Below are 26,154 nucleotides of genomic sequence, written 5' to 3'. Positions count from 1 at the left end.
CGCAACAGCGGCGCACCCGCCGCACGGCCACGCCGCTGAAACATCGCCACGACACATGACACTCACGCAGACGCCCGCTTCATCGATCGCCGACATCAACCAGCGGGCGGTGGCGCTATGTTCGGCCGGACAGTTCGCCGACGCGTTGCCGCTCGTCGCGCCGCTGCTCGAAAACACCGGTTTGCCGAACGATCAGCGGGCCGATGCGTTCAATATCGCCGGTGCGTGTTCGTTCGCGCTGCGTCAGTGGGCGGACGCGGAGAACTATTGGCGCCAGTGCCTGTATCTGAAGCCTGATTACGCGGACGTCTACGCGAGTCTCGGCTCGCTGTTCAGTTCGCTCGGCCGCCTGTCGGCCGCGAAATCGACGTATCAGCGATTGGTTTCTCTGCGCCCGCTCGACGCGAACGCGCATTGTCAACTCGGCAACGTGCTTTACGGGCTCGGCTATCGCGCCGAAGCGGAGGCGGCGTTTCGGCAGGCGGTGACGATTCACCCCGAGCACGCCGAAGCGCATTACAACCACGGCATCGTGCTGCGCGACCTGCGACGCCCGCAGGAAGCAGAAGCGGCTTATCGTCATGCGTTGCGCGGCTTGCGTGGCCATGCCGAATTGCACAACAACCTCGGCATCGTGCTGACGGAACTGGGGCGTCTCGCGGAAGCGGACGCCGCGTATCGCGAAGCGCTGACGCTGAAACCGCAATATCCGGAGGCGCTCAACAATTTCGCCGGTGTGCTGAAGGCGATGCGGCATCTCGCGGACGCAGAACAGGCTTGCCGACTCGCGATCGCTATCCGGCCCGACTATGCGGAAGCGCATCTCAATCTTGGCGCGATGCTCGTCGATCTCGATCGCGTCAGCGAGGCCGAGGCGGCGTATCGCGAAGCGCTCGCGCATCGGGCGGATTATGCGGAGGCGCATTACAACCTCGGCGTGGCGCTGTTCAGGCAGGAGCGTTACGAGGAAGCCGAGCAGGCTTATCGCGACGCGATTCGCTGCCAACCTCTGCTTGCCCACGCGCACAACAATCTCGGTTGTGTGCTGCGCGTGCTCGAGCGTTTTCCGGAAGCGCTCGACGCGTTCCAGCAAGCGCTCGCGGTGTCGCCGCAACTCGCCGAGGCGCATTCGAACATCGCCAATGCGCTGACCCAGATCGGGCGCTTTGCCGAGGCAGAAAGCGCGTATCGGCAGGCGATTGCATTCAAACCCGACTATACCGAGGCGCGTTTCGGCCTCGGCGTGTTGCTGCTCGGCTTCGGCCGCTTCGACGAGGGCTGGCCTCTCTACGAATGCCGCTATCAGCAGCCGCATTTCGTTCATCGACAGTCGCAGACGATGCTCGGTTGTGCGCAATGGCAAGGCGAGCCGCTCGAGGGCAAGTCCGTGCTGTTGTGGCAGGAAGACGGCCTCGGCGACATGCTGCAATTCAGCCGCTATGTTCCGCTGCTGAAGGCGTTGGGGGCCGCGCATATTGCGTTTGCGTGTGCACCGGCGTTGCATCGGCTGATCGCGAAGGTGGAGGGCGTCGATGCGGTGCTCGACCACCATGGAGCGCTCACACGCGCCGCGACCTACGATTGCTGGACCAGTCCGCTGAGCGTGCCGCTGTATCTGCGCACGACGCTGGATACGATTCCGCGCCCCGCTCGGATGAGCGCGGAACCCGCGCTCATCGAACACTGGCGCCCCACGCTGGACGCGCTGCCGCCCGGCCATCGAGTCGGTCTGGTCTGGAAGGGCAACGCGAAGCATCACAACGATGCGAATCGCTCGATGCCGTCGCTCGCCACGCTCGCGCCACTGTGGACCGTGCCCGGCTTGAATTTCGTGAGCTTGCAGAAGGGGCAGGGCGAGGACGAAGCGCGCAATCCGCCGCTCGCGCAGCCGCTGCTCGATCTCGGTGCGCGCGTGACGGACTTCGCGGACAGTGCGGCGATCGTCGCGCAACTCGATCTGGTGATCTGCGTCGATACGTCGATCGCGCATCTGGCCGCATCGCTCGGCAAGCCGTGCTGGGTGCTGCTGCCCGAAAGAGATGCGGATTGGCGGTGGATGCGCGAGCGCGACGATTCGCCGTGGTATCCGCACGCGCTGCGTCTGTTCCGGCGCGCGCCGGGCGAGGACTGGGCGAGCTCGGTCGAGCGCGTGCGGCAGGCGTGCGTCGAGCGATTCGGCGGCGCGCTATGACGCCTCGGTGAACTGCATGTGATACAGGCCCCACGGCGACAGTTCGAAGCGGTCCTTCAGTGATGGGAACGCTCAGGTCGCGCCGATACTGACCGTGCGCGTCACATCGACGACCGACAGCCGGATCGCGTCGATCAACGCGCGCGCGGCTGGCGACGGCGTACCGGCCGCGCGCATCGTCAGGCCGATCTCGCGCCGCGTGTTGTGCAGCGGTACGTCGAGCACCACCAGTTGCCCGGACTGGACCTCGTGATGCAGCTGCTGCGCCGACAACGCCGCCGCCATGTCGGTGCCGAGCAGCAGACCGCGAATCACCGCGAGGTCGGCGGTCTCGACGGTCGGTAGCGGCGGCTTCACCTTCATCCGCTTGAACTGCGTTTCGAACAACGCACGCGCCGGCGCGTTGCTGCGCGGCAGAATCCATTGCGCGTCGCGCAGATCCATGATGGTCAGATCGTGCGCTCGAGTCAGCGGATGACCGCGGCGCACCAGCACCACCATGTCTTCCGACATCAGCCGCTCGTTTTTCAGGCCACTCGTTGCGTCGTTGTCGCGCAGCGCGCCGAGAATGAAGTCGATGTCGCCGGCGCGCAAACCGGCCACCAGCGTCTCGTATGCGCTTTCGTCGGTGACCACGCGCACGCCCGGATTCTCCGTGGTCATTCGCGCGATCGCCTTCGGCAGGATCAGCGTGCGTCCGAGCGGCAACGCGCCGACCGTCACCGAGCCCTGAATCTTGCCGTGCAATGCGGCGATATCGTCGGGGATGTGGCGCAGTTCGTTCAGCGCGCGGCGTACGTGCAGCAGGAACGTTTCGCCCTCGGCCGTCAGCAGGATGCCGCGCGGGCTGCGATGGAACAGACTCAGTCCCGAGCCGCTTTCCAGTACCCGGATCGCGGTGCTGACCGCGGGCTGACTGATGCCGAAGGCTTTTGCCGCGCTCGGCATATGCCGATGCCGCGCGAGCGCGGCGAACAGTTGCAGCCGCCGCGTGTTGAGCAGATACGCGGGCAATGCGGCTTCCGCGACGGGGCGGCGGCGCGTCTGTCGCGCGGCGCACCATTGCGCGAGTTCTTCGAGTTCGGCGAAGATCCGCTCGCAGCGATGCAGCACCGCGCGGCCAACCGCGGTGGGCAGCATGCCGGAAGGACCGCGATCGAACAGCGGCACGCCGAGCGCCGACTCGAGCTCCTGCACGGAGCGCGTGACCGCCGACTGCGCGCGAAATAGCGCGGCCGCGGCGCGGGTCGCGCTGCCCATATCGGCGACGAGCCGGAAGGCGCGCAGTTGCGCGAGATTGAGCAGGTCCTTGCTGCTGACCGACAGCGGCGCTTTCGCGGCTGCCTGGCTGGTGTCGGCGGAAAGCGTGTCGTTGTTCATGCCGCGCCCGCGATCAGATGCAGCGATGGCAGCGACAGATTCAGACTTTCCTTCGAGATGTGCGTGTGTTCCTTCATCAACGCATCGACGCGCGCGCCTTCGCCTTGTTTCAGCGCGTCGACGATCGCGTGATGCTGGCGGTGCGCGTACATCAGCATCATGAACTGACGCTCGCGCGCGGATTCGTCGAACGCGATCGTGAACGGCGACACGAACGGCACCTTGTCGTTCAGACTGAGCGCGGCCGAGATCGCCTGGTTCTGCGCCGCTTCGACGATCAGCGCATGAAAGCGGCCGTTCATCTGCGCGTAGCGAACGTCGTCTCCCGGCTGCAGATGCTTTTGCTCGAAGATTTCGTCGCCTTCGCGCAAACATTCGTCGAGCGCTGCGGCAAGCGCCGGGCTCACGCCGTTTTCGGCGACCGAGCGCGCGGCGAGTCCTTCGAGCACGCCGCGCACGTCGATCGCATCGAGGACGTCACGCACGCTGAAGCGGCGCACCACATAGCCGCGCGAGCCCGAACGATCGAGCAGCCCTTCCGACGACAGCACGCTCAACGCATAACGCAGCGGCGTGCGCGACACGCCGAGCCATTGTGCAAGCTGCGCTTCGACGAGCCGCTGCCCGGGCGACAATTCGCCCGACAGGATCTTCTCGCGCAAGGTCTGCACAATCGCTTGCTGGGTCGTCTCGTTCATCGTTTCGTCGCTGGTCGGAAGCACCGCAGTATAGCCACCCGTGCAGCACCGCTCCAAGCCTTGAAAAAGTGCGTTGCGAGTTGTTTTCCGGGCCATCTGTTTTATTTATCGTGTGCCGGTGCGCGAGGAGGCCGCGGAAGGCCCGCCGCACGGGCTTGGGATACCGAGAGAGCCCTGCGCAGCTTGGGCTGCGGCGGGGTCATCGGCTCGCCTGGCCCCCGAATACCGGGTTTTTATCCATCACCCCGGCTCAACCTGAGGTATACCCGTGCTTCCCGTATCGAGGCACAATTTCTATCTTTGTATCCCAAGACGGTCGCGGTGACCAGCGCGGTAAGCCAGGCGACCTATCCGATTGGCAGCAGCACGAAGTGACGGAAGAGAACGAATATGGCAAGGATCATTGGTGGCATCGGCACGTCCCACGTACCCACGATCGGGTTGGCATACGACAAGGGCAAACAGAATGAACCGGCATGGGCGCCGATGTTCAAGGGTTATGAACCGGTGGCGCAGTGGCTGGCCGAGCAGAAGCCCGACGTGATGGTGATGTTCTACAACGACCACGCGAACAGCTTTTTCTTCGATTGCTATCCGACCTTCGCGCTCGGCGTGTCGCCCAACCACGAATTCGCCGATGAAGGCGCAGGCAAGCGTCCGCTGCCGGACATCGCCGGCCACCCGGATCTGGCAATTCATATCGTCGAGCAACTGGTCGCCGACGAGTTCGATCTGACCGTCTTCCAGGAGCGGCCGCTCGATCACGGCGTCAATTCGCCGCTGTCGCTGATGCTGCCGCATCAGGGCGGCTGGCCGTTGTCGCTGGTGCCGCTCGAAGTCAACGTGCTGCAGTATCCGCTGCCCACCGCGAATCGCTGCTATCGGCTCGGCCAGGCGCTGCGTCGCGCGATCGAATCGTTCGAGCAGGATCTGAAGGTCGTGGTGGTTGGCACGGGCGGGCTGTCGCACCAGGTGCATGGCGAGCGCAGCGGCTTCAACAACACCGAATGGGACATGGAGTTCCTCGACCTGATCGTCAACGATCCGGAGCGTCTTGCCAGGATGAAGCACGTCGACTACGTGCGCCTCGGCGGCGCGGAAAGCGTCGAGACGATCATGTGGCTCGCGATGCGCGGCGCGCTCGGCCAGAAGGTCCGCGAGCTGCATCGCAGCTACTACCTTGCGACCAGCACCGCGATGGCCGTGACGATCTACGAAGGAGAGGTGGCGTAATGAATCCGCAACTGGTTGGCGTCGAAGAACTGACCGGCACGTATCCGTTCGATATCCGCCAGAGCATGAAGGCGATGCGCCTGAACCGTTTTTTCTGGCAGATGCGCGAAGCGTCGGCGCGTGCTCTGTGGCTCGAAAATCGCACCGCCGCTTACGATGCGGCCGGCCTGACGCCGGAAGAGCGCACGCTGGTCGACAACACCGACTGGATCGGTCTGATCCGTTATGGGGTGTCTTTCTTCGTGCTCGAGAAGTTCGCGCGCGTCGTGAAGATCACCAATCTCGGCGTGTACGCAAGCATGCGTGGTGAAACGCTCGAAGAGTTTCTGAAGACCCGCCAGGTTCCCGACGCCGTTTAAAGGCCGGGCATCGAAGGCGCGCGCACGGAAAAGCAAGCCGGGTTCGTTCGAGCCCGGCTTTTTTCATCTGGATGCCGCGTTGCAACGCTGTCGGCTGCAACTTAGCGTTTGCTTACGTTGCGGGCCGCAACTATATTGATTGCGCAACGCAACTGCTATGTGAGCGCCATCATGGATCTGATCGAAGCCGCCAAGCCTCGCGACACGACGATTCTCGAACTGCGCGAGTTTTCCCGCCGGCTGGTTCGCGAACTCGGCTTCATGCGCACGACGCTCGCCGACAGCGATCTGGCGCCCTCGGCCGTGCATGCGGTCATCGAAATCGGCATGTCGCCGGGCATCAGCGCGAAAGATCTCGCGACCATCCTGCGGCTCGACAAATCGAATACGAGCCGGCAGATCGCAAAGCTCGAAGCGAGCGGGCTGGTCGAGCGCGCGGTCTGCGCCGACGATGCCCGTTCTTCCGAGCTCTACCTGACGGCCGAAGGTCAGAAGCTGCGTAAAAAGATCGACCGGTTCGCGACCGATCGCGTGTCCGGCGCTCTGCGTCGCATGGTTCCCGCCGACCAGCAGGCACTGGTCCGTTCTCTCGCGCTTTATGCGGACGCCCTGGCGCATGGCGAGGTCAGCAAGCTTCCTGCGACGGAAGCGGGGTCCGCGGGAATCGTGGAAGGCTACCAACCCGGCTGTATCGGCGATATCGCGAGTCTGCACGGGCGCTATTACGCGCAACACTGGGGTTTCGGCGCCTTCTTCGAAACGAAGGTCGCGACGGAGCTGGCGGAGTTCGCGGGCGCATTGCCGGCAGAAGGCAAAGGGCTTTGGCTTTACGTCGAAAACGGCCGCACGCTGGCTTCTGTCGTGATCGACGGGGACAACGACACGGGTGTCGCTCATTTGCGCTGGTTCATCGTCGACGATTCCTTGCGCGGCTCCGGGATTGGACGGCAATTGCTGGCGCATGCGATGCGTTTCGTCGACGAGCGCTTTGACGAAACTTATCTATGGACTTTCCAGGGGCTCGACGCGGCGCGCCATCTATACGAGTCATTCGGTTTTCGGCTGAGCGAAGAAGCGGAAGGTGAGCAATGGGGAGCACGCGTCATCGAGCAGCGTTTCAACCGGCGTTCCGCCAAGAAGGGCGGTAGCGGCGCCGCGTGATCGACGCAGCAGCGAGCTCGATACCTTCGGTCAATGCGCGACCACCGACGCCACGATCCGGTCCGCCAGGACGGCGAGAATGCGGCTCAACGCGGCCGCCTGCGCGAGCGCATCGTGTCCGTCGATCGCGGAGTCGAGCGTCACTTGCTGCCGCAGCGGCGCCTGATCCGAATGCCCGTTCAACAACGTCCACTCCGCCTGCAAGGTCAGCGTGCCGCCCGCTTCGGCCGTCGCGTTCAACACGGTGACGACCAGCCTGCGCGTGCCCGGCGGCGCGGGCGCATCCGGTACGACGAACGACCCGGCGGGCAGCCGCGTGAGCAAGTCCTGGGCAAGCGTTTTGCGCATCATCTGAGCGAGCGGTGCGCCCCACCGGTCGCTATCGTCGATCGTCAGGCGGTTCTGTGAAGCCAGCGTGACGACTTCGAGCCGATCGAGCACCGCGGGAATATGCACGGCGGTCAGTTGAATCGGTGGCATCGGCGCCGTGGCTGGCGGCGCGTCGGCGGGCATCGGGTTCAACGTCACATAGCGCGTCGGCATGCTGTGCCCGCATCCGGCAAGCGTCATCGCGGCGACCGAGACGACAAACGCCGCCGTCCAGACGCTCGTCGCGAGCGATGCCGCGACGGCGCATCCGATGCGAAGCGTGGACCTCGTCATCATTGAGTCTCCTGCTGCCTGCCATGGATCAGCGCCTCGGGATGGCGGTCCAGATAGTCGGCCAGCGCCCGAATCGAGCGCGCCGTGTCGGTCAGCTCCTGCATCGCGGCGGGCAGGTCGTTCTGACTCGACGCATCGCCGCCTAGCGTACGGTTAGCCGCCGCAACGGTGCGATCTGCCGCGCTCGCCGTGTCGCGCAGTTGCGCGACGAGCGGACCGATTTGCGGCGAGACCTGCTGCAACGTGTGATCGATCTGCGCGACGGAGTGATCGATGTGGGTCAGGCTGTCCTTGATCTGCGGCGACGAACTGAGCGCGTTGATGTGCGCGGCGATACTGCGGACCTGTTCGCCGGTTTGCCGGATCGGAAGATCGTCGATTTTCTGGATCACCTCGTTGGCCTTGGCCATCGTCGTGTCGAGATTCGCGGCGGCGACGCCAGGAATGACGGGCAGGCCGCCCTCGCTGGCGAGCGTCGCGACCGGCGCGCCCTGCACGAAGTCGAGGTTGATCTTGTCCGCGCCGACGACCGGCGGATCTTGCGATAACCGCGCGCGCAAGCCCGTGGCGACGAGGCGGCCGAGCATGGCGTCGACGAGCGGGCGCCAGTCGCCGTTGGCCGGCGGCGGCGCGCCGACGATGCCGAGCTGCGCCGGGTTCAACGCGATCTCTACCGGGGTGCTCAGCGCGCCCGTGCGTGCGTCGTAGTTCAGGCGCACGCTGGTGACGGTGCCCACGTCGAAACCGCGCAATTGCACATCGGCACCACTCTTCAGGTCGCCGACGGCACCGTCGAAGCGCACGAGATAAGTGACGACCGGGCCGTGCCCCGGTGCGAGCGCGGGGCGGCGATCGACACCGTCGAAGCGCGACGCCGGTTCGCCGGGCCCAGGCTCCATCACGATCTCCGGGCCGGACAGCACGCCTTTGAGCGACGCCGGATCGTTGAGGTCCACATGTGCCCCGCGCAGAAAAAACCTGGTCTCGCTGCGCAGATACTTCTTCTCGGCGCGATCTATCTTGAGCTCGGCCTGCACGTGCTGGCCATCGGGCGCGAGCGTGATCTCCGAGACGGCGCCGACCTTCACGCCGCGCAGCGTGACGATCGTGTCGTCGGGCTTCATGCCGTATGCGTTGTCGAAGGTGACCGTGACCGTCTCGCCCTGTTGCGTCAGCGCGCGAACGCCGAGCCAGCCGGTCATCGCGAAGGCGGCGATCGGCACCGCCCAGATCCAGCCGGGCCACGGGCTGCGCCGCACCTGAGCTTGCGAACGACGGGGACGCGTGCCGCTCATCGCTTGCTCCGCGGGTGGACGTCCCACATCAGGCGGGGGTCGAATGCGCGCGAAGCGGCCATCGTCAGGAACACGACCAGCGCGAACGCGGTGGCGCCGATCGCCGGTCTGGCCGACGCGATGCCGTCGAACTGGATCAGCGGCACGAACGCGGCGATCGTGAACACGTCGACGAACGACCATCGTCCGAGTTCGTCGATCAAGCGATACAGATGCGCCTTGAGCCGCAGATGCCGACGCGAACGGCGCCGGACCGAGACGATGAACCAGCCCATGCCGACAATCTTCGCCAACGGAATGACGATGCTCGTGCAGATGATCAGGATGCCGAGCGGCCACAGTCCCACGTGGAACAGCTGGTAGACGCCGTCGATGATCCGGGTCGACTGGATCTGCCCGAGTTGCATCGAACTGGTCATCGGAAACACGTTGGCCGGGATCGTCAGAACGAGCGCGGCGAGCGACAGCGCAGCCGCGCGCACGACGGCGTCGGTCTTGCGAGCGCGCAACGTCAGCGCGCAGCGAGGGCAGGGACGCCCCTCCTGCGACATCGGCACGACCAGATCGCAAACCGTGCAGGACAGCGGCGCTTCGTGTTCCGGCAACTCGTTGTCCGGGGCGATCGCGCGCCACACGGTTCTTCGGTCGAGCGACGCGCGCGTGAGCATCGACAGCAGCGCCGCGGCGATGAAACAGTAGCCGCCCGGAGCGATCGTGCCGGTCAGATTCTGCGTCACGCGCGCGTAACCGACGAAGCCGCCGACCAGATAGACATCGGGCATGGCCCAGATATCGAGCGAGGTGGTCCAGCGAAACAGCGCGCCGATTGCCCTGGTACGCCAGCCGAGCCGCAGCGCGACGAGGACGGCCACGAGGCCGCCGAAGCGGACGAACGGCAGCACGATACCGAAGGTGCCGAGCAGTACCGCGAGAATGAACCAGCCGTCGTTCCACATCTGCACGATGCCCGACGACAGCACTGACGAGTGCTCGACGCCGAGCATGTGCACGTACATCAGCGGCGCGAGGTTGGCCGGAAACAGCAACACGAAGGTTGCGCTCGCGCAGGCGAGCGCCGCGGTCTGACTTCGGCCGTTACGCCGCTCGAGCGGAAAGTGACAGGCGCGGCAACGTGCGTAAGTGTGTGCGGCGAGCGGCGGGATGTCTTCGAGCGCGCCGCATTCGGGGCAGCCGATCGTCATGCGACGTTCTCCATCGGCTGTCCGCTATCAGGCGGGCAGTGCGTTGCAAATGAGGTTTCGCCGATCATCCCTCGACCCCCGGCGCCGGTTGGCGCGTGAATGCACGGCAGGCGCGCTGGCACGCGCCAGCTCCATCTCCTCCACTAGCATTGCGCGTTCCCGGGCGACCTGCGGGCGCCGGGGAGCGCGGATGGTCGGCGGCTGCGGTATGGCGTCAGTCGGTTGAGCAGTTCCGGTCGGCCTCGCTTTACGAGCCGGGCGGCGTGCCCGCTTGGGTGTCCGGCGCGGCAGATGGAGCGGCGTCGGCAATGATCAGCAATCTCGAAGGCAGCGCGTCCGGATGGCCCGGCTTGAACCAGTTCATCTCGGGGATGCGCGAATCGGTCAGGTAGATCGTGCCATCCGGCCCTTCCGCGAACGTATCCGGCCAGCGCAGGCCGCGCTCGTGCAGCAGCGTCGTCAAGGTCGTGCCGTCCCATACCTTCACCGCATGTTCTTCCACCGCGGTAATCAGCAGGCGTCCCGCGCGGTCGATATGCAGGCCGTCGGCGGGGCGATGCTCGAGCACTTTCTCGACGCGGTTGCCGACTTCGTCGGCCGCGAGCGCGGTATCGCGAAGCGCTTCGGTGGGCACGCGGTAAAGCGTTTTGCCCTTCAACGCCTGCCAGTACAGATACCGTCCATCGCGAGTCAGCGCGATGCCGTCGGCCGAAAATTCGACGCCGCGTCCATCCGGACGCCGCAACGGTGCGCCGCCTGCATGCACGGTGACGCTCGGCTCCATTTGCGTCGATGGATGCCCGTCGAGCACGCGGCGCGCTTGACCCGTGCCGAGATCGACCACGACGATCGCCCCGCGTGTTCCGGAGTCCGTGATGTAGGCGAACTGGCCGTCGGGACTCACGCGCACGTCATTCAGATAACTGCCCTGAGGAGCGATCTCGAGTGCAAACGCGATGCAGCCGACGACGCTATCCGTCGCAAGATCGATGCGGACCAGTTTAGGGGCGCCCGGCACGACGAAGGACTGGGCCGGTGCGCCGGGGTCGAGTATCCACAGGTTGTTTTGCGAATCGCACAGCATTGCCTGCACGCAGACCCAGCGATCCTGCGGGTTCAACTCGTCACGCCTGGCATTGCGCCAGCCGTTCCAGCGATCGTCGGGATAAGGACGAACGTCGCCATCGGACGTGAGTACGCCGACGGAGATCGGCGAGTCTTCTGTCCAGCGCGGGAAGTTGACGAAGATGCGTCCGTCCGCGGCGACGGCGACGCCGGTAACCTGATGCCCGAACGATGCGATCTCGCGCAGATGCGGCCGCGAGCCGTCGTCACCGGCGCTCGATGCAGGCGCGGCGGTCAGCGGAACCCTATCCGCGGCGGGTGGCGTGACGGAGTCTTTCATGGGCTGCCTCCGGGGCAGAATGGAAATGTCCGTATTCAGCAAAGCGAATGCCGCGGGCATAGATAAAACAGATCGTAATCCGCGAATCTTTCGGAAGGTATTCAACTTGAATTGCGGATCGTCCTTTATGCATATTGTTTGAGTTTCGCGCGAGCAGAGAACGGCAGGTCGCGCAATAGGGAAAGCCGAGTTGTCGCGCAGTGCTTGATGCGAACTGGCGCGCTAAAAGGCCGCGTCGGTACCAAGTCATTCATGGCGAAAAGAATTGCTTCGCGGCGGCTTGCGGAGCCGCCGTACCAGGCGGTCCATTTCGGCAACTTTGACTCTCAGGGTTTCTCCTGCCTCGCATTTGGTGCCGCCATGTCAGTCGTGCGCTACACCGCTCATTTGCAAAGAAAAAATAATGCCGGCGTCAAAGGAATGTGCTAGAAAATAACAATTGCACGCGCAGAGAAATAGCCACGCCTGCAAGTAAAAATTTCGGCTTTCAATACTCTTAATCGGCCGTGAGGTGGATCATGAGAACAAGTGCGCTTTGGGGGCTCGGGGTGACGACGGTCGCTTCGGTGCTAACGCTGCAGTGTTATCCAGCGTGGGCCGACGGACCCGAAGCGGCGTATGCGTCCGGCGACGAGGTGCCGGCCGGCTCGCTCAGTCCGAACGAGTACAAGGTCAATGCGGACGGCATGAAAGAAGATCCGAATGCGAAGATGTCGGACGTGGCGCGCGCGTATCGCAATGGCTATATCAATCGCGGCAAGCAGGATCAGGCCGATTACCAGGCAATGATCGACTCGCACAATCACGGTCAGCGGCAACCCGCGAAGACCGACGTCGCGCGGGTCGACGTGCCGCCGCTGCCGCCGGGCGTGCCCGAAGACGATAACTCGAAGTACACGAGTATTCCGCCGCAGCCTCAGAAGCCGCAGCCGGTCCAGTATGCGCAACGTCAGGTACCGCCACCGCCGCCGCAACAGCAATATCAGCAGGTGTACCAGCAGCCGCAATACGCGCCGCCGCCACTGCAATACCAGCAGGCGCCGGCCTACGCGCAGATGCAACCGGTCTACGACAACCAGCCGGTTTATGTGCGGCAGGACTATCCGCAGCCACCCGTGCAGTACGTGCCGGTATATCCGCAGGCGCAATACGAAGAAATGCCGCAGGTCGTGGAAACGGTGATTCAACCGGCCGCGCCTGTTGCTTATCAGGTTTATCATCCGCCGGTCTATTGGGCGCAGCCGCGCGTTTATGCGTATCGTGCGCCGCCGGTGTATGGCTATCGTATGTGGCGTTGAGGGATTGCGGCGAACTCTCGCGCATCGTTTGAAAGTACTCAGCCCGGCGCATTCGTGCCGGGCTGAGTACTTTCTTTTATTCGCTTTGCGCTAATGACCGCTGGCTCCTCTCGTGCGCACGTTCAGATGGTTAATCACCTGTCGGACTCCGCGCACCGATCTCGCGACACTGCCCGCGCGTTGCACCTGGGCGCGCTGCGGCACCCAACCGGTCAGCGTCACGACTCCGCGGCGCGCCTGCACGTGAATCGCCGTTGAATGCAGGTTTGGTGTGCGTGCGAGCGCGCGCCGCACGTCGCGCGCGAGTTCGCTATCGGGTCTGTTGCGAGCCGGCGACGCCGCGATGGACTGGCTTTGCGCGGAAGCATCGGTCGGCATGCCGCCACCAGGTTGTGCATTCGCACAGGTCGCTGTGCCGATCGCAATCGCTGCCGCTGCGATTGCGCCGATTATGATGTTTGCGCTGACTTTACTCACATGTCCTCCTGTACCGGGAATTCGCCGTATATGGGTTCCGGCTAATGCGGTTACCGGTTGCCCAATAGCGCGTCCGTGGTGACGACCGTGCAGTACTCGAGATTCGCCAGCGACATCGCATGGACGTCGTCGGCACTGTGTCGATATGCTTGTGGCAGACTTTACCGTATTGGCGCCATCAATAGCCTGTATGATGGCGGGCTCGCGCCCGGGCCGGAGCCCCGCGCGGGCGGCTTGCGCGGATCGCGCGCCGTCTGCCGCGCCCAACCGGCCGCAACGCATCCATTCACGATGATGACCCAGAGGAAGACCGCCATGACGGCTGCAACGCAATTCGACCAGGTTTCTGTTGTCAAACGAGCCAACGTGTACTTCGATGGCAAGTGCGTATCGCACACCGTGCTGTTCGCCGACGGCACCCGCAAAACGCTCGGCGTGATCCTGCCCGGCACGCTGAACTTCGGCACCGACGCGCCGGAACTGATGGAAGTGCAGGCGGGCAAGTGCCGCATCCGTCTCGACGGCAGCGACGAGTGGAAGACCTATGGCGCGGGCGAATCGTTCTCGGTGCCGGGCAAGAGCCGCTTCGATATCGATGTGGTCGAAACGCTCGACTACGTTTGCAGCTATCTGTAAGCGGTTTTAAGGAGCTCGCGATGGCTTGGGCAATGGGCCCAAGCCATCCTTGCTCACATGTGTTGAAGAGACAACACGCAAGCATTCGCGAGTGCATGCGTGAGCCAGGTGCTTAGAACGGGCCGTCCATTACGCTTCGCTTCGACGATAAACACCGCCGCCAGCACCACCGCACCCAACAGAATCGACACGACCGCACGATCGACGTAACCGTGCATCAGCGTGAACAACGCAATCGACCCCACTGCGGCAACCCGCCACGACAAACGAAAAACGCCGTTAATGAGCCGAATGGGCAGCCATTGCCCGGCGATCGTCTCCAGCAACGGCATCAGAATGACGATAAAGAACAGCTGAACCAGGACCGGTTTATCGGCGAGCGGGATTTTATGCGGCGGTGGCGCGCCCCACAGCGCGTATTGAGCGAATACCAGCGCGATCTGGCCGAAAAACATGAGTGCCGCGCCGCCGATTATCAGCCCACATCGGGGCACCTCGTTCCAGCCTCTTTTCGTTAAAACCGTCAGCGCGTGCAATGTGGGCTCCGTTCGCGATTGGCAGGATCTCAGGCCGTCTCTTTGGCAAGAATCTCCTCGATCACCTGCACGAATTGCTCGACCGGTTGGCCGCCCGTCACCAGATAGCGGCGATTGAAAACGATCGACGGCACCGATTGAATGCCCATTTCCTGATTGTTCTTTTCCGCCTCGCGCACTTCGCTGGCATACGCGTCGCTCGTCAGCACTTCGCGCGCTTCGGCGGCGTCGAGTCCGACCGACTGCGCCGCTTCGACCAGCACGTCATGATTGCCCGGATTCTTGCCGTCGGCGTGATAGGCGCGCAACAGCGCGAGCTTCAGCGGCAACTGTTGGCCCTTCAGGCCCGCCCAATGCAGCAGGCGGTGCGCGTCGAACGTGTTGTAGGTGCGGGTGCGCGGACCGAAATCGAAGCCGACGCTCGCGCCGCGTTCGCGGATCATCGCTTGCGTTTCGGCGATCTGCGCAGCCGTGCGGCCATATTTCTTGCCGAGATACTCGACGATGTCTTCGCCGTCCGGTCCCATCTGCGGATTCAGTTCGAACGGATGCACGACGATGCGCGCGTCGATCTTGTCCTGAAGCCGCGCGAGCGCGAGCTGCAGCGACGACAGGCCGATCGCGCACCACGGGCAGGCGATGTCGGAAACAAAATCGATGGTGAGCTGCTGTTTCATGGTTGTCCCTGGCGAAATGAATTGCGAGGCGGCCGGGCAAATGCGGCCGCAACGGTATCGACAGCGTAGCGTGAATCGTCCGCCCGTGCAGTGCTGCCGAATTTGACCGCAAGACCCGGAGTGTTTTCCCGCCGCCACACTCGTACACTAAGCGCATCGAGCTATCTACTTTCGCGGCGCGGGCAACGAGCCCGGCCGCCCTCTCATCGACGATGAACGCTATCGCTCCCACCCAAACCATCGACCAACGCGTCGACGCACTCGACTGGCCGCGGATCGAACACGATCTGGATCAATACGGCTGCGCCGCCGTGCCGCAACTGTTGACGCCGCGCGAATGCGACGCGCTGAGCGCGCTCTACCCCCGCGACGCGCTGTATCGCAGCCGCATCGTAATGGCGCGCCACGGCTTCGGCCGCGGCGAATACAAGTACTTCGCGTATCCGCTACCGCCGCTCGTCGACGGCTTGCGCGGCGCGCTGTATCCACACCTCGTCCCGGTCGCGAACCGCTGGAACAGGGCGATGGGCATCGACGTGCGCTACCCGCCGAAGCACGCAGAATTCATTCGCCGCTGCCATGATGCCGGCCAGGTGCGGCCGACGCCGCTGATCCTTCAATACGGCGAGGGCGATTACAACTGCCTGCATCAGGATCTGTACGGCGAACACGTATTCCCGCTGCAGGTCGCGGTGCTGCTGTCGGAGCCGGGGCGCGACTTCACCGGCGGCGAGTTCGTGATGACCGAGCAGCGTCCGCGCATGCAGTCGCGCGCCGAAGTCGTGCCGCTCGCGAAGGGCGACGCGGTCGTGTTCACGGTGAACAGCCGGCCGGTGCAGGGCACGCGCGGACCGTATCGCGTGAATCTGCGGCATGGCGTGAGCCGCCTGCGCTCGGGGCATCGGCATACGGTCGGCATCATCTTTCATGATGCGTTGTGAGGTCCGCGGTCGGCGCAATGGCGCAACACCGCGTGCCGTGAGACGATAACGGCCACGATTCCAGTGATCCGCCGCCATTGTCGTCAGACCCGTCGCCTCGTCCCATGGAAAACCTGCTCAAGAAACTCGATCTCACTTCGCTGCGTCTGTTCGTCGCCGTGTGTCAGGAGCGCAATATCGCGCGCGCGGCGGAGCGCGAATTCATCGCATCGTCGGCGGTGAGCCGGCGCATCGCCGAGATCGAGGCGCTGATCGGACTGCCGGTGATTCAGCGGCAGTCGCGCGGCATTACCGTGACGCCGGTCGGCGAAACCGTGCTGCGCTACGCGCTCGCGATCATCGGCAATATCGAGCAGATGAGCGCGGAGTTGTCGCGCTTTTCGACGGGCGTCAAAGGGCGCGTGAGGGTGGTCGCGAATCTGTCGTCGATCGTGCAGTTTCTGCCTGAAGACGTCGCCGCGTTCGGCCGCGCGTTCCCGGACGTATCGATCGAACTCGAAGAGGAAAACAGCGCGGACGTGCTGCGTATCGTCGACGAACACGGTGCGGACTTCGGCATCTGCAATCCGGTTGCGGGGAGCGAGGCGTTCGAGCAGGTGCCATACCGGCAGGACCGGCTCGCGGTACTCGTGCCGGGCGGGCATCGGCTCGCCAGCGCGGCACGGGTGAGCTTCGACGATCTGTTGCACGACAGCTTCGTCGGCTTGCGCAGCGAAAGCGCGCTCACGCGCTTGCTCGCGCAGCAGGCGGCGAGCGCGGGCCGGCAGCTCGACGTGCGGATGCGCGTGAGCAGTCTCGATGCGCTGTGCCGGATGGTGCATGCGGGGCTCGGCATTGCGATCGTCCCCGAGCCGGTCGGCCTGCTGTACGTGAACACGCTCGACGTGCGGCTCCTGCCGCTTGGCGATACCTGGGCCGAGCGTCATCTGATTATCATCTTCAAGGCGCGCGAGCAGTTGAGCGCGAGCGCGGCCGCGCTGGTGTCGTTCCTCGGCAATCAGCCTTAGTCGATTCCCCCACACGGACGTCGCGCCGCGGTTCCTCCATCGAGCATTAGCGAAACGAGACGGCAGCGTTGCCGTATCGGCACTTCGGCATCGGCCTTGCGCGCCGTATAGTGGGCGCAAGGAGAATGCAGTGATGAGCGATACGATTCGTTTGGATGGCCGCGTGCTGTACCTGTCGCAAGACCCGGCCGTGATCGGGGCGCAACTGGCCGGCGAAAACTTCACGCGCGAGACAGCGGGGCCGTTGCGCGACAACGTGTCGACCGACGAGATCACGCCCGTCACCGTGATGCTCACCTACGACGAGCGCCTTGGCCAGTACCCGTACGTCGGCTTCAAGGCGGGGGAATGTCTGCCGATCGGCCGCAACGCGGTGAAGGACGGCGGCTTTCGCGTGACGGTGGCGGGCAAGCGCTATGGCAAGGGCTCGTCGCGCGAATCGAGCCCGCTCGCGGAGTTGTCCGCGGGTATTCGGCTGATCGTTGCCGAGAGCTTCGAGCGTATCTATCAGCAGAACTGCGACAACATCGGCATTCTGACCACCACGGATTTTTCCGTTCTCGATCGCCTGCTCGCGGGTGAAGCGGTCCCGATCGACGAGTTCCTGAAGGGCCGCGACGCGCTCACGCAGCAGATCATCCGCAGCGGCGGGTTGCTCGCGTATAGCAAGTTCGCGGACTGGCCGGCGCCGGCCGAGCGCGCGAACAATGCCGCGACCGACGCGCCGGGCGCCGAGCCGAAAACGCTGGTCGAGAAAATCATCGGCCGTCATCTGCATCCCGGCACCGCGAGCGCGCAGCGCGGCGACGGCGTGTTCATCGCCGCCGACTGGCGCTTCAGCCACGACTATTTCACCGGCATGTGCGCGCATCTGATGCATCGCGCGTTCGGCAAGCCCGCGCCGCTGCATGCGCCCGATCACATCATCGCGTTCCAGGACCATCTGGTGCTCGCGCCGCAAAGCATCCCGCACGTGCGCGACGGTCTGCTGCCGGGCGTCGCGACTCTGATGGAAGGCCACACGTCGTTTTCGCGCGACTACCCGGTGCGCTCGCATGGCGCGCTCGATGGCGCGCCCGGCTCCGAGGGCATCTGTCATGCGTTGATGGCCGAGCAATACGCGCTGCCGGGACAGGTAGCATGCGGCACCGATTCGCACACGCCGCATTCGGGCGCGCTCGGCTGCCTCGCGTTCGGCGCGGGCGCGACCGAAATCGCCAATAGCTGGGTCACCGGCTACGTGCGCTGCAAGGTGCCGGAGACGCTGCGCATCGAGATCGACGGCCAGTTGCGCGAAGGCGTCACCGCGAAGGACGTCGTGCTGCATTTGCTGCGGACGGAAGCAATCCGCTCGGGCGGCGCGATCGGCCTCGTGTTCGAATACGGCGGCGCGGCGGTGCGCGCGATGTCGATCGACGAACGCGCGACGCTGACCAACATGGTCGCGGAGCTCGGCGGCTTCACCGGCATCGTCGAGCCGGACGAGCGCACGGTCGCGTTCCTGAAGGAGCGGCGCGGCGTCGATTTCGTGCTGCAAAACTGGATGAAAAGCGACGCGGGCGCGACCTATCGCGACACGATCCATATCGATGCGAATGCGATCGAACCGATGCTCGCGCGGCCGGGCGACCCCGGCAACGGCGTGCCGGCACCGCGGCTCGAACAGGACGTCGCGATCGATATCGCGTACGGCGGCTCGTGTACCGCGGGCAAGCGCGAGGATTTCGATTTCTATCACGAGGTGCTGCGCTGGGGCGTCGAGCACGGCCTGCGCGTGCCCGAGCGCACGCGTCTGTATCTGCAGTTCGGCACGATGGCGGTGCGCGCGTATTGCGAGGAGCAGGGCTATCTGCCGGTGTTCGAGCGCGCGGGCGTGACGCTCGTGATGCCTGGCTGCGGCTCGTGTGCGAATTGCGGACCGGGACAATCGGCCAACCCGCACGACGTGACGATCAGCGCGATCAACCGCAATTTCCCGGGCCGTTCTGGACCGGGCGACGTGTGGCTCGCGAGCCCGTACACGGTCGCGGCGAGCGCGCTGGCCGGGAAAATCACCACGTTCGAACAATTGCAGCGCTCGCACGGCTAGAATGCTGGCCGAACTCCGGCCGGGGCAACGTGATGCGTGCAACGCGCGACTAAACGCAAGGCCGGCATCGGACCGGCCGCGGCGAGCGATCAGCGCGCCGTAAAAGCAGTTGCAACAGAAGGAGACAGACAACATGGCATCCCCCGATCACGCGGGGTCCGTCGCACGCAGCGGCGGCAATGCGGCGCATTCCACCGACGCGGCCGGCAGTGCCGCCCGCAGCACCACCGCTCAGGCGGCGAGCCACACATCGCTCGACGCCGGCAGCATTTCGGCGCGCCTCGACCGCTTGCCCGCCACACGCTCCATCTGGAAGCTCGTGGTGCTGCTGAGCCTCGGCTTCTTCTTCGAACTCTACGATCTGCTGTACTCGGGCTATGTCGCGCCGGGCCTCGTGAAAAGCGGCCTGCTGACCGCGACCACGCGTGGCCTGTTCGGCTCGACCGGCGTCGCGAGTTTCATCGCCGCGCTGTTTAGCGGCCTGTTTATCGGCACGATCGCGTGCGGTTTCCTCGCGGATCGCTTCGGGCGGCGCGCGGTGTTCACGTGGTCGCTGCTTTGGTATACCGCGGCGAACGTCGTGATGGCATTCCAGGAGACCGCTACGGGCCTCAATTTCTGGCGCTTCGTCGCCGGTGTCGGCATCGGCGTCGAGCTGGTGACGATCGGCACGTACATCTCCGAGCTGGTGCCGAAGCAGATTCGCGGCCGCGCGTTCGCGTGCGAGCAGGCGGTCGGCTTCACGGCGGTGCCGGTGGTCGCGTTTCTGTCGTTTCTGCTGGTGCCGCGTACGCTGTTCGGTCTGGACGGCTGGCGTTGGGTTGTGCTGATCGGCGCGCACGGCGCGCTATTCGTCTGGTGGATTCGCCGCGCGTTGCCGGAGAGTCCGCGTTGGCTTGCGCAGCAAGGACGTCTCCCCGAAGCCGACCGTGTGATGAGTGCGCTCGAGGCGAAGGTACGTCACGAATACGGCCGCGAGTTGCCACCGCCGGCGCCGCCGGTGCCGGTCGCACCACGCGGCAGCTTCCGCGACATGTGGGTGCCGCCGTACCGCAGCCGCACGCTGATGATGGCGATCTTCAATATCTTCCAGACGGTCGGTTTCTATGGCTTCGCGAACTGGGTGCCGACGCTGCTGATCAAGCAGGGCATCACCATTACCACGAGCCTGATGTATTCGAGCGTGATTGCGTTGGCGGCGCCGATAGGTCCGATCATCGGGCTGTTTATCGGCGACCGCTTCGAGCGCAAGACGGTGATCGTCGTGATGGCCGGCGTCAATGTCGTGTGCGGGTTGTGGTTCAGTCAGGCATCGGGCGCGGTGCTGCTTGTGAGCCTCGGGGTGTGCCTGACGCTGGCCGGCAACATCATTTCGTACAGTTATCACGCGTATCAGACGGAACTGTTTCCGACCAGCATCCGGGCGCGCGCGGTCGGCTTCGTCTACTCGTGGAGCCGTTTTTCCGCGATTTTTACGGCCTTTCTGATCGCGGCCGTGTTGCGCTATTTCGGGACGACCGGCGTGTTCGTGTTCATCGCCGGTGCGATGTTCATCGTGATGCTGGCGATCGGTTTGATGGGACCGCGTACAAAAGGACTTGAACTCGAAGCAATCTCCAGATAGAAGGGCATTTGTAGCAGCGCGTGAAGGCGCCCGTCTGGGATTCTTATCGTTTGACCAATCTCTTGACGGGCGGCGTAGCCTCGATTTTTCGGTTCAGCTGACTCGAGCCTAATCTCTCAAAGCCTGATGGCGGAAAAGTCCCTGATCAGTACCTTGGCTTCGCCGACATCCGGTTGGTCCGCTTGGTCGATGGTGTCGGCATTTCGTATCAGAGCGCCGAATTCAAGCCCCGTTTTCTTCTCGATGGCGGTGATTGGGACACGCCAATGATTGACATTGACCACTGGCAGATCGTGCGGTGCACCCAGCGAGCGCCTTGCTTCGGAGAGGAGGTTCAATTGATCCGCCACAAGTCCGACAGCCTTGGTTCCTGCCGCCGATTTCCAGACGACGATCTTGAAGAATGACGATGGTATTTGTACATCATCGGCCCACAGATCGATCTTATCGTCGAAGATGGGGCCCTGAATCACGCACAGCCTGCGCTTCGTTTCGTTGTCCAGTACGCCGTTTTCTAGCACGTAACGCTCGAGGCCTTGCCAATACACGGCGCTTTCATTGAAACGGAAGTGTTGCGGTGAGCAGTTCGAGAAATGAAATGTATCTGCGTTGGGACGCTCGGCTTCATCCGGTGTGCCCCACGTGGGGTCCGATCTACGCGTGAGATGACCTCGGTCGAAGTAGGTCGACCACTGCGAGTAGAACGTCTGATCCAGGAAAAAACTGTTGCTTACGCGTGGGTCCTTAAACCAGACGTCGCCCTCGGACGAGTTCACCTTGCCGGTTTTCCTGTCGACCTCCAGGTAGCGCTGACCGTCGATGTTCGTTGCGGTGAACATCGCCATACGTTTCGATTTGTGGAGTATCAAACTAAAGTGTTCGTACTTCAGCTCTCCCTTTGTCGGGTCGGGCTGGATAACCCCTTGTGTGGTTTGGCGCACATAGTGCTGGACAGCTTGGTATGCAAACCAGGAAGGAGCTTCAACGGGCGAGGGGCAGTTGCGATCTGCTGATGATGGTTAAAAACGGAGGCTAGCCGACAGAAGGTTTTTTTCCTTGCCAAACCATCCAACCGGGGTTCGCTTTTTTAGCAACAAAATTACAACCGGTTGATTAGCACGATTCGACCAGCACTCTGAAAAAATCAGCCGACATGGTATGCCGTGAAGCGGAAGTACTAGACCTTTAACTTTGAAAGACCGATAAAAAGAATGTGTAGAACCAATCGGAGCGCCATGAGCAGATCCGGCTCTTTCCGCCCCGATAATCTCCCATCCCAATGCGTCTATTGCCTTCGGGTAGCGTTCTGCCCGACCGATGTCGCACGCTTGTCTGCAGCAGACCGCGACGTAGGTAAAACAGTGAGGAGGTGGAAGACCATGAAGAACAACAGCAATGCTGGAAAGTCGATCGCCATGGTGATAGGAAGCCTTGTTTGGGTATCGTCCGCATTGGCCCAGACGCTTCCAAAGAGCGGCGTCATCGAAGCGACCTACACGTCGGCAGGTTCAGATGTGAAAGACATAATCGTCACTGGCGACGACGCTGTCTTCCTGTTCGAGTCGACGTTATTGTTAGCTAACAATCCTGTTTCCCCCTTAATGCAGAACGTAACCGCGCGCTGTGCAGGTGCGGGCTTTGCCATCGGATAAGCTACCGGTATTTTTGCCGATGTAGTTGAAAGTTCCTACCAGGCGGCCACGCGTGCGGCGGGTGCGCAAACTGCTATCGGGGATTATCAAAAATTCGTTCCCTGATTCACAACTCCTTGCCGATGCTGGAATGAGCGGCGCCGCGACGCTGTTAAGCAGAGCCGCGAGCTTCGTGGCAGCGCCGGAGCTGGATGCTGCGAAGGCAATGCGTGGAAGAGTGGATGCACGGTGCGACGTAAGAATTGGAGGATCGAAAATGAGCGACCAGGGTAGCAAGGACGCGGAGTCCCACCAATGTTCCCATGATCACCACGCGAATCCGAATGCTTCTGCGCCCGAAAGCCATGCCGGGCACGAGCACAATCATGGCCATGCGACTCCCACCACCGCGACGCAATCGAAGGATCCGGTGTGCGGCATGACGGTTACAGAAGCATCGCAATTCCATAGCGAACACGATGGAGTCCAGTACTTCTTTTGCAGTGAGTCGTGCCGGGGGAAGTTTCAGGCTGAGCCTCTGAAGTACATCGCGCCCGCACCCATGGAAGTTGCAGCCGCCCCAAAAGGCACCATTTACACCTGCCCGATGCACCCCGAAATTCGCCAGGACCGCCCGGGCAATTGCCCGAAGTGCGGCATGGCTCTGGAGCCTCTCATTCCAGGGCTGGACGACGAAGAGAATCCTGAACTCGTTGACTTCCGCCATCGCTTCTGGTGGACGCTGCCACTGACTGCTGTGGTGTTCATCCTGGCCATGTTTGGGCATCGCCTTGGCTGGATGGAGGCGTCTACCCAGAGTTGGGTGGAATTGGTTCTCTCCACTCCCATCGTCCTCTGGGCTGGCCTGCCGTTCTTTCAGCGCTGTGTGCAGTCATTCATCAATCGCAGCCCCAACATGTGGACGTTGATTGGACTGGGCACGGGCGCTGCCTATCTCTACAGCGTCACCGCGACGGTTGCGCCCAATGTCTTTCCGGCAACCTTCACAGCCCACGGGCGAATCGCAGTGTACTTCGAAGCGGCGGCGGTCATCATCTCGCTGACGCTGGTCGGACAGTTGCTGGAATTGAAAGCGCGCTCGCAGACTTCGGCTGCGATCAAGTCGCTGCTCGGCCTGGCACCGAAGACGGCCCGACGCATCAACCGCGACGGCAGCGAGGAAGATGTGCCACTTGCCCACGTACACGTTGGCGACAGTCTTCGAGTCCGGCCGGGCGAAAAGGTGCCGGTCGACGGCGTTGTGACCGAAGGTTCGAGCGCTCTGGATGAGTCGATGATCACCGGCGAGCCGATTCCAGTCACCAGGCGTGTTGGCGATCACGTCATCGGCGCCACGATGAACACCTCGGGGAGCATGGTCATCGAATCTGTGAAAGTCGGCTCTCAAACGGTCCTGTCCCAGATCGTTCAGATGGTCGCCCAGGCACAGCGCTCCAAGGCACCGATGCAGAGGATGGCCGACAAAGTAGCGGGAGTATTCGTTCTGGCGGTGGTTGGTATTTCACTACTCACCTTGTTCGTCTGGGGCTTCTTCGGCCCTGAGCCGAGCTGGGTGTATGGTCTCGTCAACGCGGTGGCCGTCCTCATCATTGCTTGTCCGTGTGCTCTTGGACTTGCAACCCCAATGTCCGTTATGGTGGCGAGTGGCAAAGGTGCATCGAACGGTGTGCTGTTTCGCGATGCTGCGGCCATCGAGCATCTGCGGAAAGTCGATACGCTAATTGTCGACAAGACTGGCACCCTGACCGAGGGGCGGCCGACGTTCGAGCGCGGTATCGGTACGAACGGTTTCGCGCAAGACGAAGTACTACGGCTGGCGGCAAGCCTGGACCAAGGCAGCGAGCATCCTCTCGCGGCAACTATCGTCGAGGCGGCTCGTCAGCGAGGCCTTGCACTCGAGAAGGCGGAGCAGTTCGAGTCTGGAAGCGGCATCGGGGTGCGAGGCATTGTTGGCGGCAGGAAACTCGCACTCGGCAACACGGCATTGATGCAAGCGGAGGGGATTGCGACGGCCTCTCTGGCCAGCGACGGTGACGCGTTACGCGCCGAGGGCGCGAGCGTAATGTATCTGGCCGTTGACGGAGAGCTCGCAGGGATTCTTGCTTTATCAGATCCGGTGAAAGCGACTACGCCGGAAGCGGTCGCCAAACTCAAGGAAGAAGGCATCCATGTCGTGATGGCTACGGGTGATGGCGTCGCGACGGCGAAGGCCGTGGCAGCCAAACTGGGCATCGAGGAATTCCACGGCGAGGTAAAGCCGGCCGATAAGCTGGCTCTCGTGTCGAAGCTCCAACAGGACGGCAAGGTTGTCGCGATGGCCGGTGACGGGATCAATGATGCGCCGGCGCTCGCCAAGGCCGATGTGGGCATTGCCATGGGAACAGGTACAGATGTCGCCATGAGCAGTGCTCAGGTGACCTTGGTGAAGGGCGACCTGCGCGGCATCGCCCGTGCCCGGAACTTGTCGGAGGCGACCATCCGGAACATGAAGCAAAACCTCGGCTTTGCCTTCGTCTACAACGCGTTGGGCGTTCCCCTTGCCGCGGGGGTACTGTACGCACCCACGGGTATGTTGCTGTCGCCCATGGTTGCCGCACTAGCGATGAGCCTGAGTTCCGCATCGGTGGTGGCGAACGCTTTGCGCCTCCGGAAAGTCCGGATTTGACGCTTCGTCCGGGCGGGGCTTAGGCACGAAATGTGTGCACAGCGCTCCTGTTAGGCAGTGAAGGGATGCAGCCAGGCAAAGATTGTTGCGTCGCAATATCGCAAAATCCGCACGCGATGCCGATCAAGCGCTCCGACTGGAGAAGATTTCTACATGGCGGAGGCAGGTTTTGAGCCGGCCTCCGCCATGTTTGCCGCGTTGGCTTACGTCAGGTCCCGACGGGCCGGATCGACAGCGCGTTCTTGACCGAAGTTACACCGGGTACACCTTTTGCCACCTCGGTTGCCCGGTCGCTCTGTGCCTGAAGCGGTACGCTGCCCTGAAGCGTCACGGCACCGTCGCGGGCGCGAACCGTAATATTGGACGTCGAGATGCTCCTGTCTCTCACCAGCGCATTTCGAACCTGACGTTGTAGCGCCCGGTTCGCTGCTTTCATCGACTTGTAATGCGAGCGGGCTTCGGGCGTCGTGGTCGGGGCAGACTCAGGCGCGTTAGCGTTCTGCGCATAGGCGTGAATCGAACCCGAAATCAGAAGGGCGGCACTGACCAGTCTGACGGCTTGGATTGCTTTCATGCATCTTCTCCTGTCGTTGCAGATCGTTGGGCTACAGACTCTGGGATATCGCATAGCGCCCCCGCAGTTTTTCCGGGGCGGATCAAATGGCACTATAGGACAATAAAGGGTTTGGTCAAGAAACAATGGAAATCAGGCCAATTGCGCGGACAAGCAACGATATTAGAATACTTCAAATTATGATGGCGCTCTAATTCCGTTGATAGCGTTACAAATCAAAAACTAAGGATTAGTTTTTTTCCGCCTTTAATCATGGATTACCTATGCCTGATTGACATATTTAGCCATCCGGGATGTGGCGGCAAAGTTACATTTGGGCATAGAGCGCCCGCCGATGAAGAGGCTTAGCCGCCGTCCGTGATGAAGTAGGCAATTCGTCCATGGTTGCAGC

Annotated in this window: 23 protein-coding genes; 12 read left to right on the top strand and 11 right to left on the bottom strand. The window is 63.0% G+C overall.

Annotation, left to right across the window (positions count from 1 at the left end):
* Nucleotides 1-55 precede the first annotated feature (55 nt).
* Nucleotides 56-2,191, top strand: a complete 2,136-nt coding sequence (locus BC1002_RS21675; RefSeq protein ID WP_013092131.1) for a tetratricopeptide repeat protein — start codon at nucleotides 56-58, stop codon at nucleotides 2,189-2,191.
* Nucleotides 2,192-2,263: 72 nt separating this feature from the next.
* Here the strand turns inward: BC1002_RS21675 and BC1002_RS21670 are convergent, their stop codons facing one another.
* Nucleotides 2,264-3,571: a LysR family transcriptional regulator gene (locus tag BC1002_RS21670; protein ID WP_013092130.1), complete on the bottom strand. Its 1,308-nt coding sequence runs from the start codon at nucleotides 3,569-3,571 to the stop codon at nucleotides 2,264-2,266.
* Entirely contained in the window at nucleotides 3,568-4,269 is a 702-nt protein-coding gene (locus BC1002_RS21665; RefSeq protein ID WP_026228459.1) for a GntR family transcriptional regulator, read from the bottom strand. The genes BC1002_RS21670 and BC1002_RS21665 overlap by 4 nt, the downstream gene beginning before the upstream one ends.
* Before the next feature lie 390 nt (nucleotides 4,270-4,659).
* On the opposite strand from BC1002_RS21665, the gene BC1002_RS21660 reads away from it, so the two are divergent.
* The 3 genes from BC1002_RS21660 (at nucleotide 4,660) to BC1002_RS21650 (ending at nucleotide 7,022) form a co-directional block, all read left to right on the top strand.
* The gene (locus BC1002_RS21660; protein WP_013092128.1) at nucleotides 4,660-5,502 is read left to right on the top strand and encodes a gallate dioxygenase; all 843 of its coding nucleotides are present in this window, start codon (nucleotides 4,660-4,662) and stop codon (nucleotides 5,500-5,502) included.
* Nucleotides 5,502-5,861, top strand: a complete 360-nt coding sequence (locus tag BC1002_RS21655) for a protocatechuate 3,4-dioxygenase subunit alpha (protein ID WP_013092127.1) — start codon at nucleotides 5,502-5,504, stop codon at nucleotides 5,859-5,861. The genes BC1002_RS21660 and BC1002_RS21655 overlap by 1 nt, the downstream gene beginning before the upstream one ends.
* A 171-nt stretch (nucleotides 5,862-6,032) precedes the next feature.
* A complete protein-coding gene (locus tag BC1002_RS21650) occupies nucleotides 6,033-7,022 on the top strand; it encodes a bifunctional helix-turn-helix transcriptional regulator/GNAT family N-acetyltransferase (RefSeq protein WP_013092126.1) in 990 nt (329 codons plus the stop codon).
* A 30-nt stretch (nucleotides 7,023-7,052) separates the two neighbouring features.
* On the opposite strand, the gene BC1002_RS21645 is transcribed toward BC1002_RS21650, so the two are convergent.
* The 4 genes from BC1002_RS21645 to BC1002_RS21630 form a co-directional block, all read right to left on the bottom strand.
* Nucleotides 7,053-7,688: a PqiC family protein gene (locus BC1002_RS21645; RefSeq protein WP_013092125.1), complete on the bottom strand. Its 636-nt coding sequence runs from the start codon at nucleotides 7,686-7,688 to the stop codon at nucleotides 7,053-7,055.
* Entirely contained in the window at nucleotides 7,685-8,980 is a 1,296-nt protein-coding gene (locus tag BC1002_RS21640) for an MlaD family protein (RefSeq protein ID WP_013092124.1), read from the bottom strand. The genes BC1002_RS21645 and BC1002_RS21640 overlap by 4 nt, the downstream gene beginning before the upstream one ends.
* Nucleotides 8,977-10,182 (bottom strand): paraquat-inducible protein A, encoded by a 1,206-nt coding sequence (locus BC1002_RS21635; RefSeq protein ID WP_013092123.1) that lies wholly within the window; start codon nucleotides 10,180-10,182, stop codon nucleotides 8,977-8,979. Before BC1002_RS21635 ends, BC1002_RS21640 begins: the two co-directional genes overlap by 4 nt.
* A gap of 247 nt (nucleotides 10,183-10,429) precedes the next feature.
* Nucleotides 10,430-11,587, bottom strand: a complete 1,158-nt coding sequence (locus tag BC1002_RS21630; protein WP_013092122.1) for an L-dopachrome tautomerase-related protein — start codon at nucleotides 11,585-11,587, stop codon at nucleotides 10,430-10,432.
* A 518-nt stretch (nucleotides 11,588-12,105) separates the two neighbouring features.
* Between BC1002_RS21630 and BC1002_RS21625 the strand changes: the two genes are divergently transcribed.
* Entirely contained in the window at nucleotides 12,106-12,885 is a 780-nt protein-coding gene (locus BC1002_RS21625) for a hypothetical protein (protein ID WP_013092121.1), read from the top strand.
* 90 nt (nucleotides 12,886-12,975) lie between these two features.
* Here BC1002_RS21625 and BC1002_RS21620 read toward each other — a convergent pair whose 3' ends face one another.
* Nucleotides 12,976-13,362, bottom strand: coding sequence for a BON domain-containing protein (locus BC1002_RS21620; protein WP_013092120.1), 387 nt, complete (start codon nucleotides 13,360-13,362; stop codon nucleotides 12,976-12,978).
* Between the two features lie 315 nt (nucleotides 13,363-13,677).
* Between BC1002_RS21620 and ppnP the strand changes: the two genes are divergently transcribed.
* A complete protein-coding gene (gene ppnP / locus BC1002_RS21615; RefSeq protein WP_008917257.1) occupies nucleotides 13,678-13,998 on the top strand; it encodes a pyrimidine/purine nucleoside phosphorylase in 321 nt (106 codons plus the stop codon).
* Nucleotides 13,999-14,051: 53 nt separating this feature from the next.
* Here ppnP and BC1002_RS21610 read toward each other — a convergent pair whose 3' ends face one another.
* Both BC1002_RS21610 and BC1002_RS21605 read right to left on the bottom strand, forming a co-directional pair.
* On the bottom strand, nucleotides 14,052-14,534 hold the full coding sequence (locus tag BC1002_RS21610; RefSeq protein WP_013092119.1) for a CPBP family glutamic-type intramembrane protease: 483 nt from the start codon (nucleotides 14,532-14,534) through the stop codon (nucleotides 14,052-14,054).
* A gap of 29 nt (nucleotides 14,535-14,563) precedes the next feature.
* Nucleotides 14,564-15,211, bottom strand: coding sequence for a DsbA family oxidoreductase (locus BC1002_RS21605; protein WP_013092118.1), 648 nt, complete (start codon nucleotides 15,209-15,211; stop codon nucleotides 14,564-14,566).
* A 212-nt stretch (nucleotides 15,212-15,423) separates the two neighbouring features.
* Between BC1002_RS21605 and BC1002_RS21600 the strand changes: the two genes are divergently transcribed.
* From BC1002_RS21600 to BC1002_RS21585, 4 genes are all read left to right on the top strand, one after another.
* Nucleotides 15,424-16,152 carry a 2OG-Fe(II) oxygenase gene (locus BC1002_RS21600; RefSeq protein WP_013092117.1) on the top strand — a complete coding sequence of 243 codons (729 nt, stop codon included), beginning with the start codon at nucleotides 15,424-15,426 and terminating at the stop codon, nucleotides 16,150-16,152.
* A 104-nt stretch (nucleotides 16,153-16,256) separates the two neighbouring features.
* Complete coding sequence (locus BC1002_RS21595; protein ID WP_013092116.1) at nucleotides 16,257-17,159, top strand: LysR family transcriptional regulator; 903 nt, start codon at nucleotides 16,257-16,259, stop codon at nucleotides 17,157-17,159.
* A gap of 133 nt (nucleotides 17,160-17,292) precedes the next feature.
* Nucleotides 17,293-19,248 carry an aconitase family protein gene (locus BC1002_RS21590; RefSeq protein WP_013092115.1) on the top strand — a complete coding sequence of 652 codons (1,956 nt, stop codon included), beginning with the start codon at nucleotides 17,293-17,295 and terminating at the stop codon, nucleotides 19,246-19,248.
* 133 nt (nucleotides 19,249-19,381) lie between these two features.
* The gene (locus BC1002_RS21585; protein ID WP_013092114.1) at nucleotides 19,382-20,872 is read left to right on the top strand and encodes an MFS transporter; all 1,491 of its coding nucleotides are present in this window, start codon (nucleotides 19,382-19,384) and stop codon (nucleotides 20,870-20,872) included.
* Between the two features lie 116 nt (nucleotides 20,873-20,988).
* Here the strand turns inward: BC1002_RS21585 and BC1002_RS21580 are convergent, their stop codons facing one another.
* Nucleotides 20,989-21,813, bottom strand: coding sequence for a DNA/RNA non-specific endonuclease (locus BC1002_RS21580; RefSeq protein ID WP_013092113.1), 825 nt, complete (start codon nucleotides 21,811-21,813; stop codon nucleotides 20,989-20,991).
* A gap of 438 nt (nucleotides 21,814-22,251) precedes the next feature.
* On the opposite strand from BC1002_RS21580, the gene BC1002_RS36545 reads away from it, so the two are divergent.
* Complete coding sequence (locus BC1002_RS36545) at nucleotides 22,252-22,524, top strand: hypothetical protein (RefSeq protein WP_013092112.1); 273 nt, start codon at nucleotides 22,252-22,254, stop codon at nucleotides 22,522-22,524.
* A gap of 256 nt (nucleotides 22,525-22,780) precedes the next feature.
* On the top strand, nucleotides 22,781-25,189 hold the full coding sequence (locus BC1002_RS21570; RefSeq protein WP_013092111.1) for a heavy metal translocating P-type ATPase: 2,409 nt from the start codon (nucleotides 22,781-22,783) through the stop codon (nucleotides 25,187-25,189).
* A gap of 208 nt (nucleotides 25,190-25,397) precedes the next feature.
* Here BC1002_RS21570 and BC1002_RS21565 read toward each other — a convergent pair whose 3' ends face one another.
* Complete coding sequence (locus tag BC1002_RS21565; RefSeq protein ID WP_013092110.1) at nucleotides 25,398-25,763, bottom strand: BON domain-containing protein; 366 nt, start codon at nucleotides 25,761-25,763, stop codon at nucleotides 25,398-25,400.
* Between the last annotated feature and the right edge of the window lie 391 nt (nucleotides 25,764-26,154).

Source organism: Paraburkholderia atlantica, from assembly GCF_000092885.1.
Lineage (GTDB): Bacteria > Pseudomonadota > Gammaproteobacteria > Burkholderiales > Burkholderiaceae > Paraburkholderia > Paraburkholderia atlantica.
This window is presented reverse-complemented; position numbering and strand designations above follow the sequence as displayed.

Excerpts from the sequence above, each read along its gene's own strand:
- BC1002_RS21675 (WP_013092131.1), top strand. The coding sequence starts at position 56 with ATGACACTCACGCAGACGCCCGCTTCATCGATCGCCGACATCAACCAG.
- BC1002_RS21670 (WP_013092130.1), bottom strand. The coding sequence starts at position 3,571 with ATGAACAACGACACGCTTTCCGCCGACACCAGCCAGGCAGCCGCGAAA.
- BC1002_RS21665 (WP_026228459.1), bottom strand. The coding sequence starts at position 4,269 with ATGAACGAGACGACCCAGCAAGCGATTGTGCAGACCTTGCGCGAGAAG.
- BC1002_RS21660 (WP_013092128.1), top strand. The coding sequence starts at position 4,660 with ATGGCAAGGATCATTGGTGGCATCGGCACGTCCCACGTACCCACGATC.
- BC1002_RS21655 (WP_013092127.1), top strand. The coding sequence starts at position 5,502 with ATGAATCCGCAACTGGTTGGCGTCGAAGAACTGACCGGCACGTATCCG.
- BC1002_RS21650 (WP_013092126.1), top strand. The coding sequence starts at position 6,033 with ATGGATCTGATCGAAGCCGCCAAGCCTCGCGACACGACGATTCTCGAA.
- BC1002_RS21645 (WP_013092125.1), bottom strand. The coding sequence starts at position 7,688 with ATGATGACGAGGTCCACGCTTCGCATCGGATGCGCCGTCGCGGCATCG.
- BC1002_RS21640 (WP_013092124.1), bottom strand. The coding sequence starts at position 8,980 with ATGAGCGGCACGCGTCCCCGTCGTTCGCAAGCTCAGGTGCGGCGCAGC.
- BC1002_RS21635 (WP_013092123.1), bottom strand. The coding sequence starts at position 10,182 with ATGACGATCGGCTGCCCCGAATGCGGCGCGCTCGAAGACATCCCGCCG.
- BC1002_RS21630 (WP_013092122.1), bottom strand. The coding sequence starts at position 11,587 with ATGAAAGACTCCGTCACGCCACCCGCCGCGGATAGGGTTCCGCTGACC.
- BC1002_RS21625 (WP_013092121.1), top strand. The coding sequence starts at position 12,106 with ATGAGAACAAGTGCGCTTTGGGGGCTCGGGGTGACGACGGTCGCTTCG.
- ppnP (WP_008917257.1), top strand. The coding sequence starts at position 13,678 with ATGACGGCTGCAACGCAATTCGACCAGGTTTCTGTTGTCAAACGAGCC.
- BC1002_RS21605 (WP_013092118.1), bottom strand. The coding sequence starts at position 15,211 with ATGAAACAGCAGCTCACCATCGATTTTGTTTCCGACATCGCCTGCCCG.
- BC1002_RS21600 (WP_013092117.1), top strand. The coding sequence starts at position 15,424 with ATGAACGCTATCGCTCCCACCCAAACCATCGACCAACGCGTCGACGCA.
- BC1002_RS21595 (WP_013092116.1), top strand. The coding sequence starts at position 16,257 with ATGGAAAACCTGCTCAAGAAACTCGATCTCACTTCGCTGCGTCTGTTC.
- BC1002_RS21590 (WP_013092115.1), top strand. The coding sequence starts at position 17,293 with ATGAGCGATACGATTCGTTTGGATGGCCGCGTGCTGTACCTGTCGCAA.
- BC1002_RS21585 (WP_013092114.1), top strand. The coding sequence starts at position 19,382 with ATGGCATCCCCCGATCACGCGGGGTCCGTCGCACGCAGCGGCGGCAAT.
- BC1002_RS36545 (WP_013092112.1), top strand. The coding sequence starts at position 22,252 with ATGAAGAACAACAGCAATGCTGGAAAGTCGATCGCCATGGTGATAGGA.
- BC1002_RS21570 (WP_013092111.1), top strand. The coding sequence starts at position 22,781 with ATGAGCGACCAGGGTAGCAAGGACGCGGAGTCCCACCAATGTTCCCAT.
- BC1002_RS21565 (WP_013092110.1), bottom strand. The coding sequence starts at position 25,763 with ATGAAAGCAATCCAAGCCGTCAGACTGGTCAGTGCCGCCCTTCTGATT.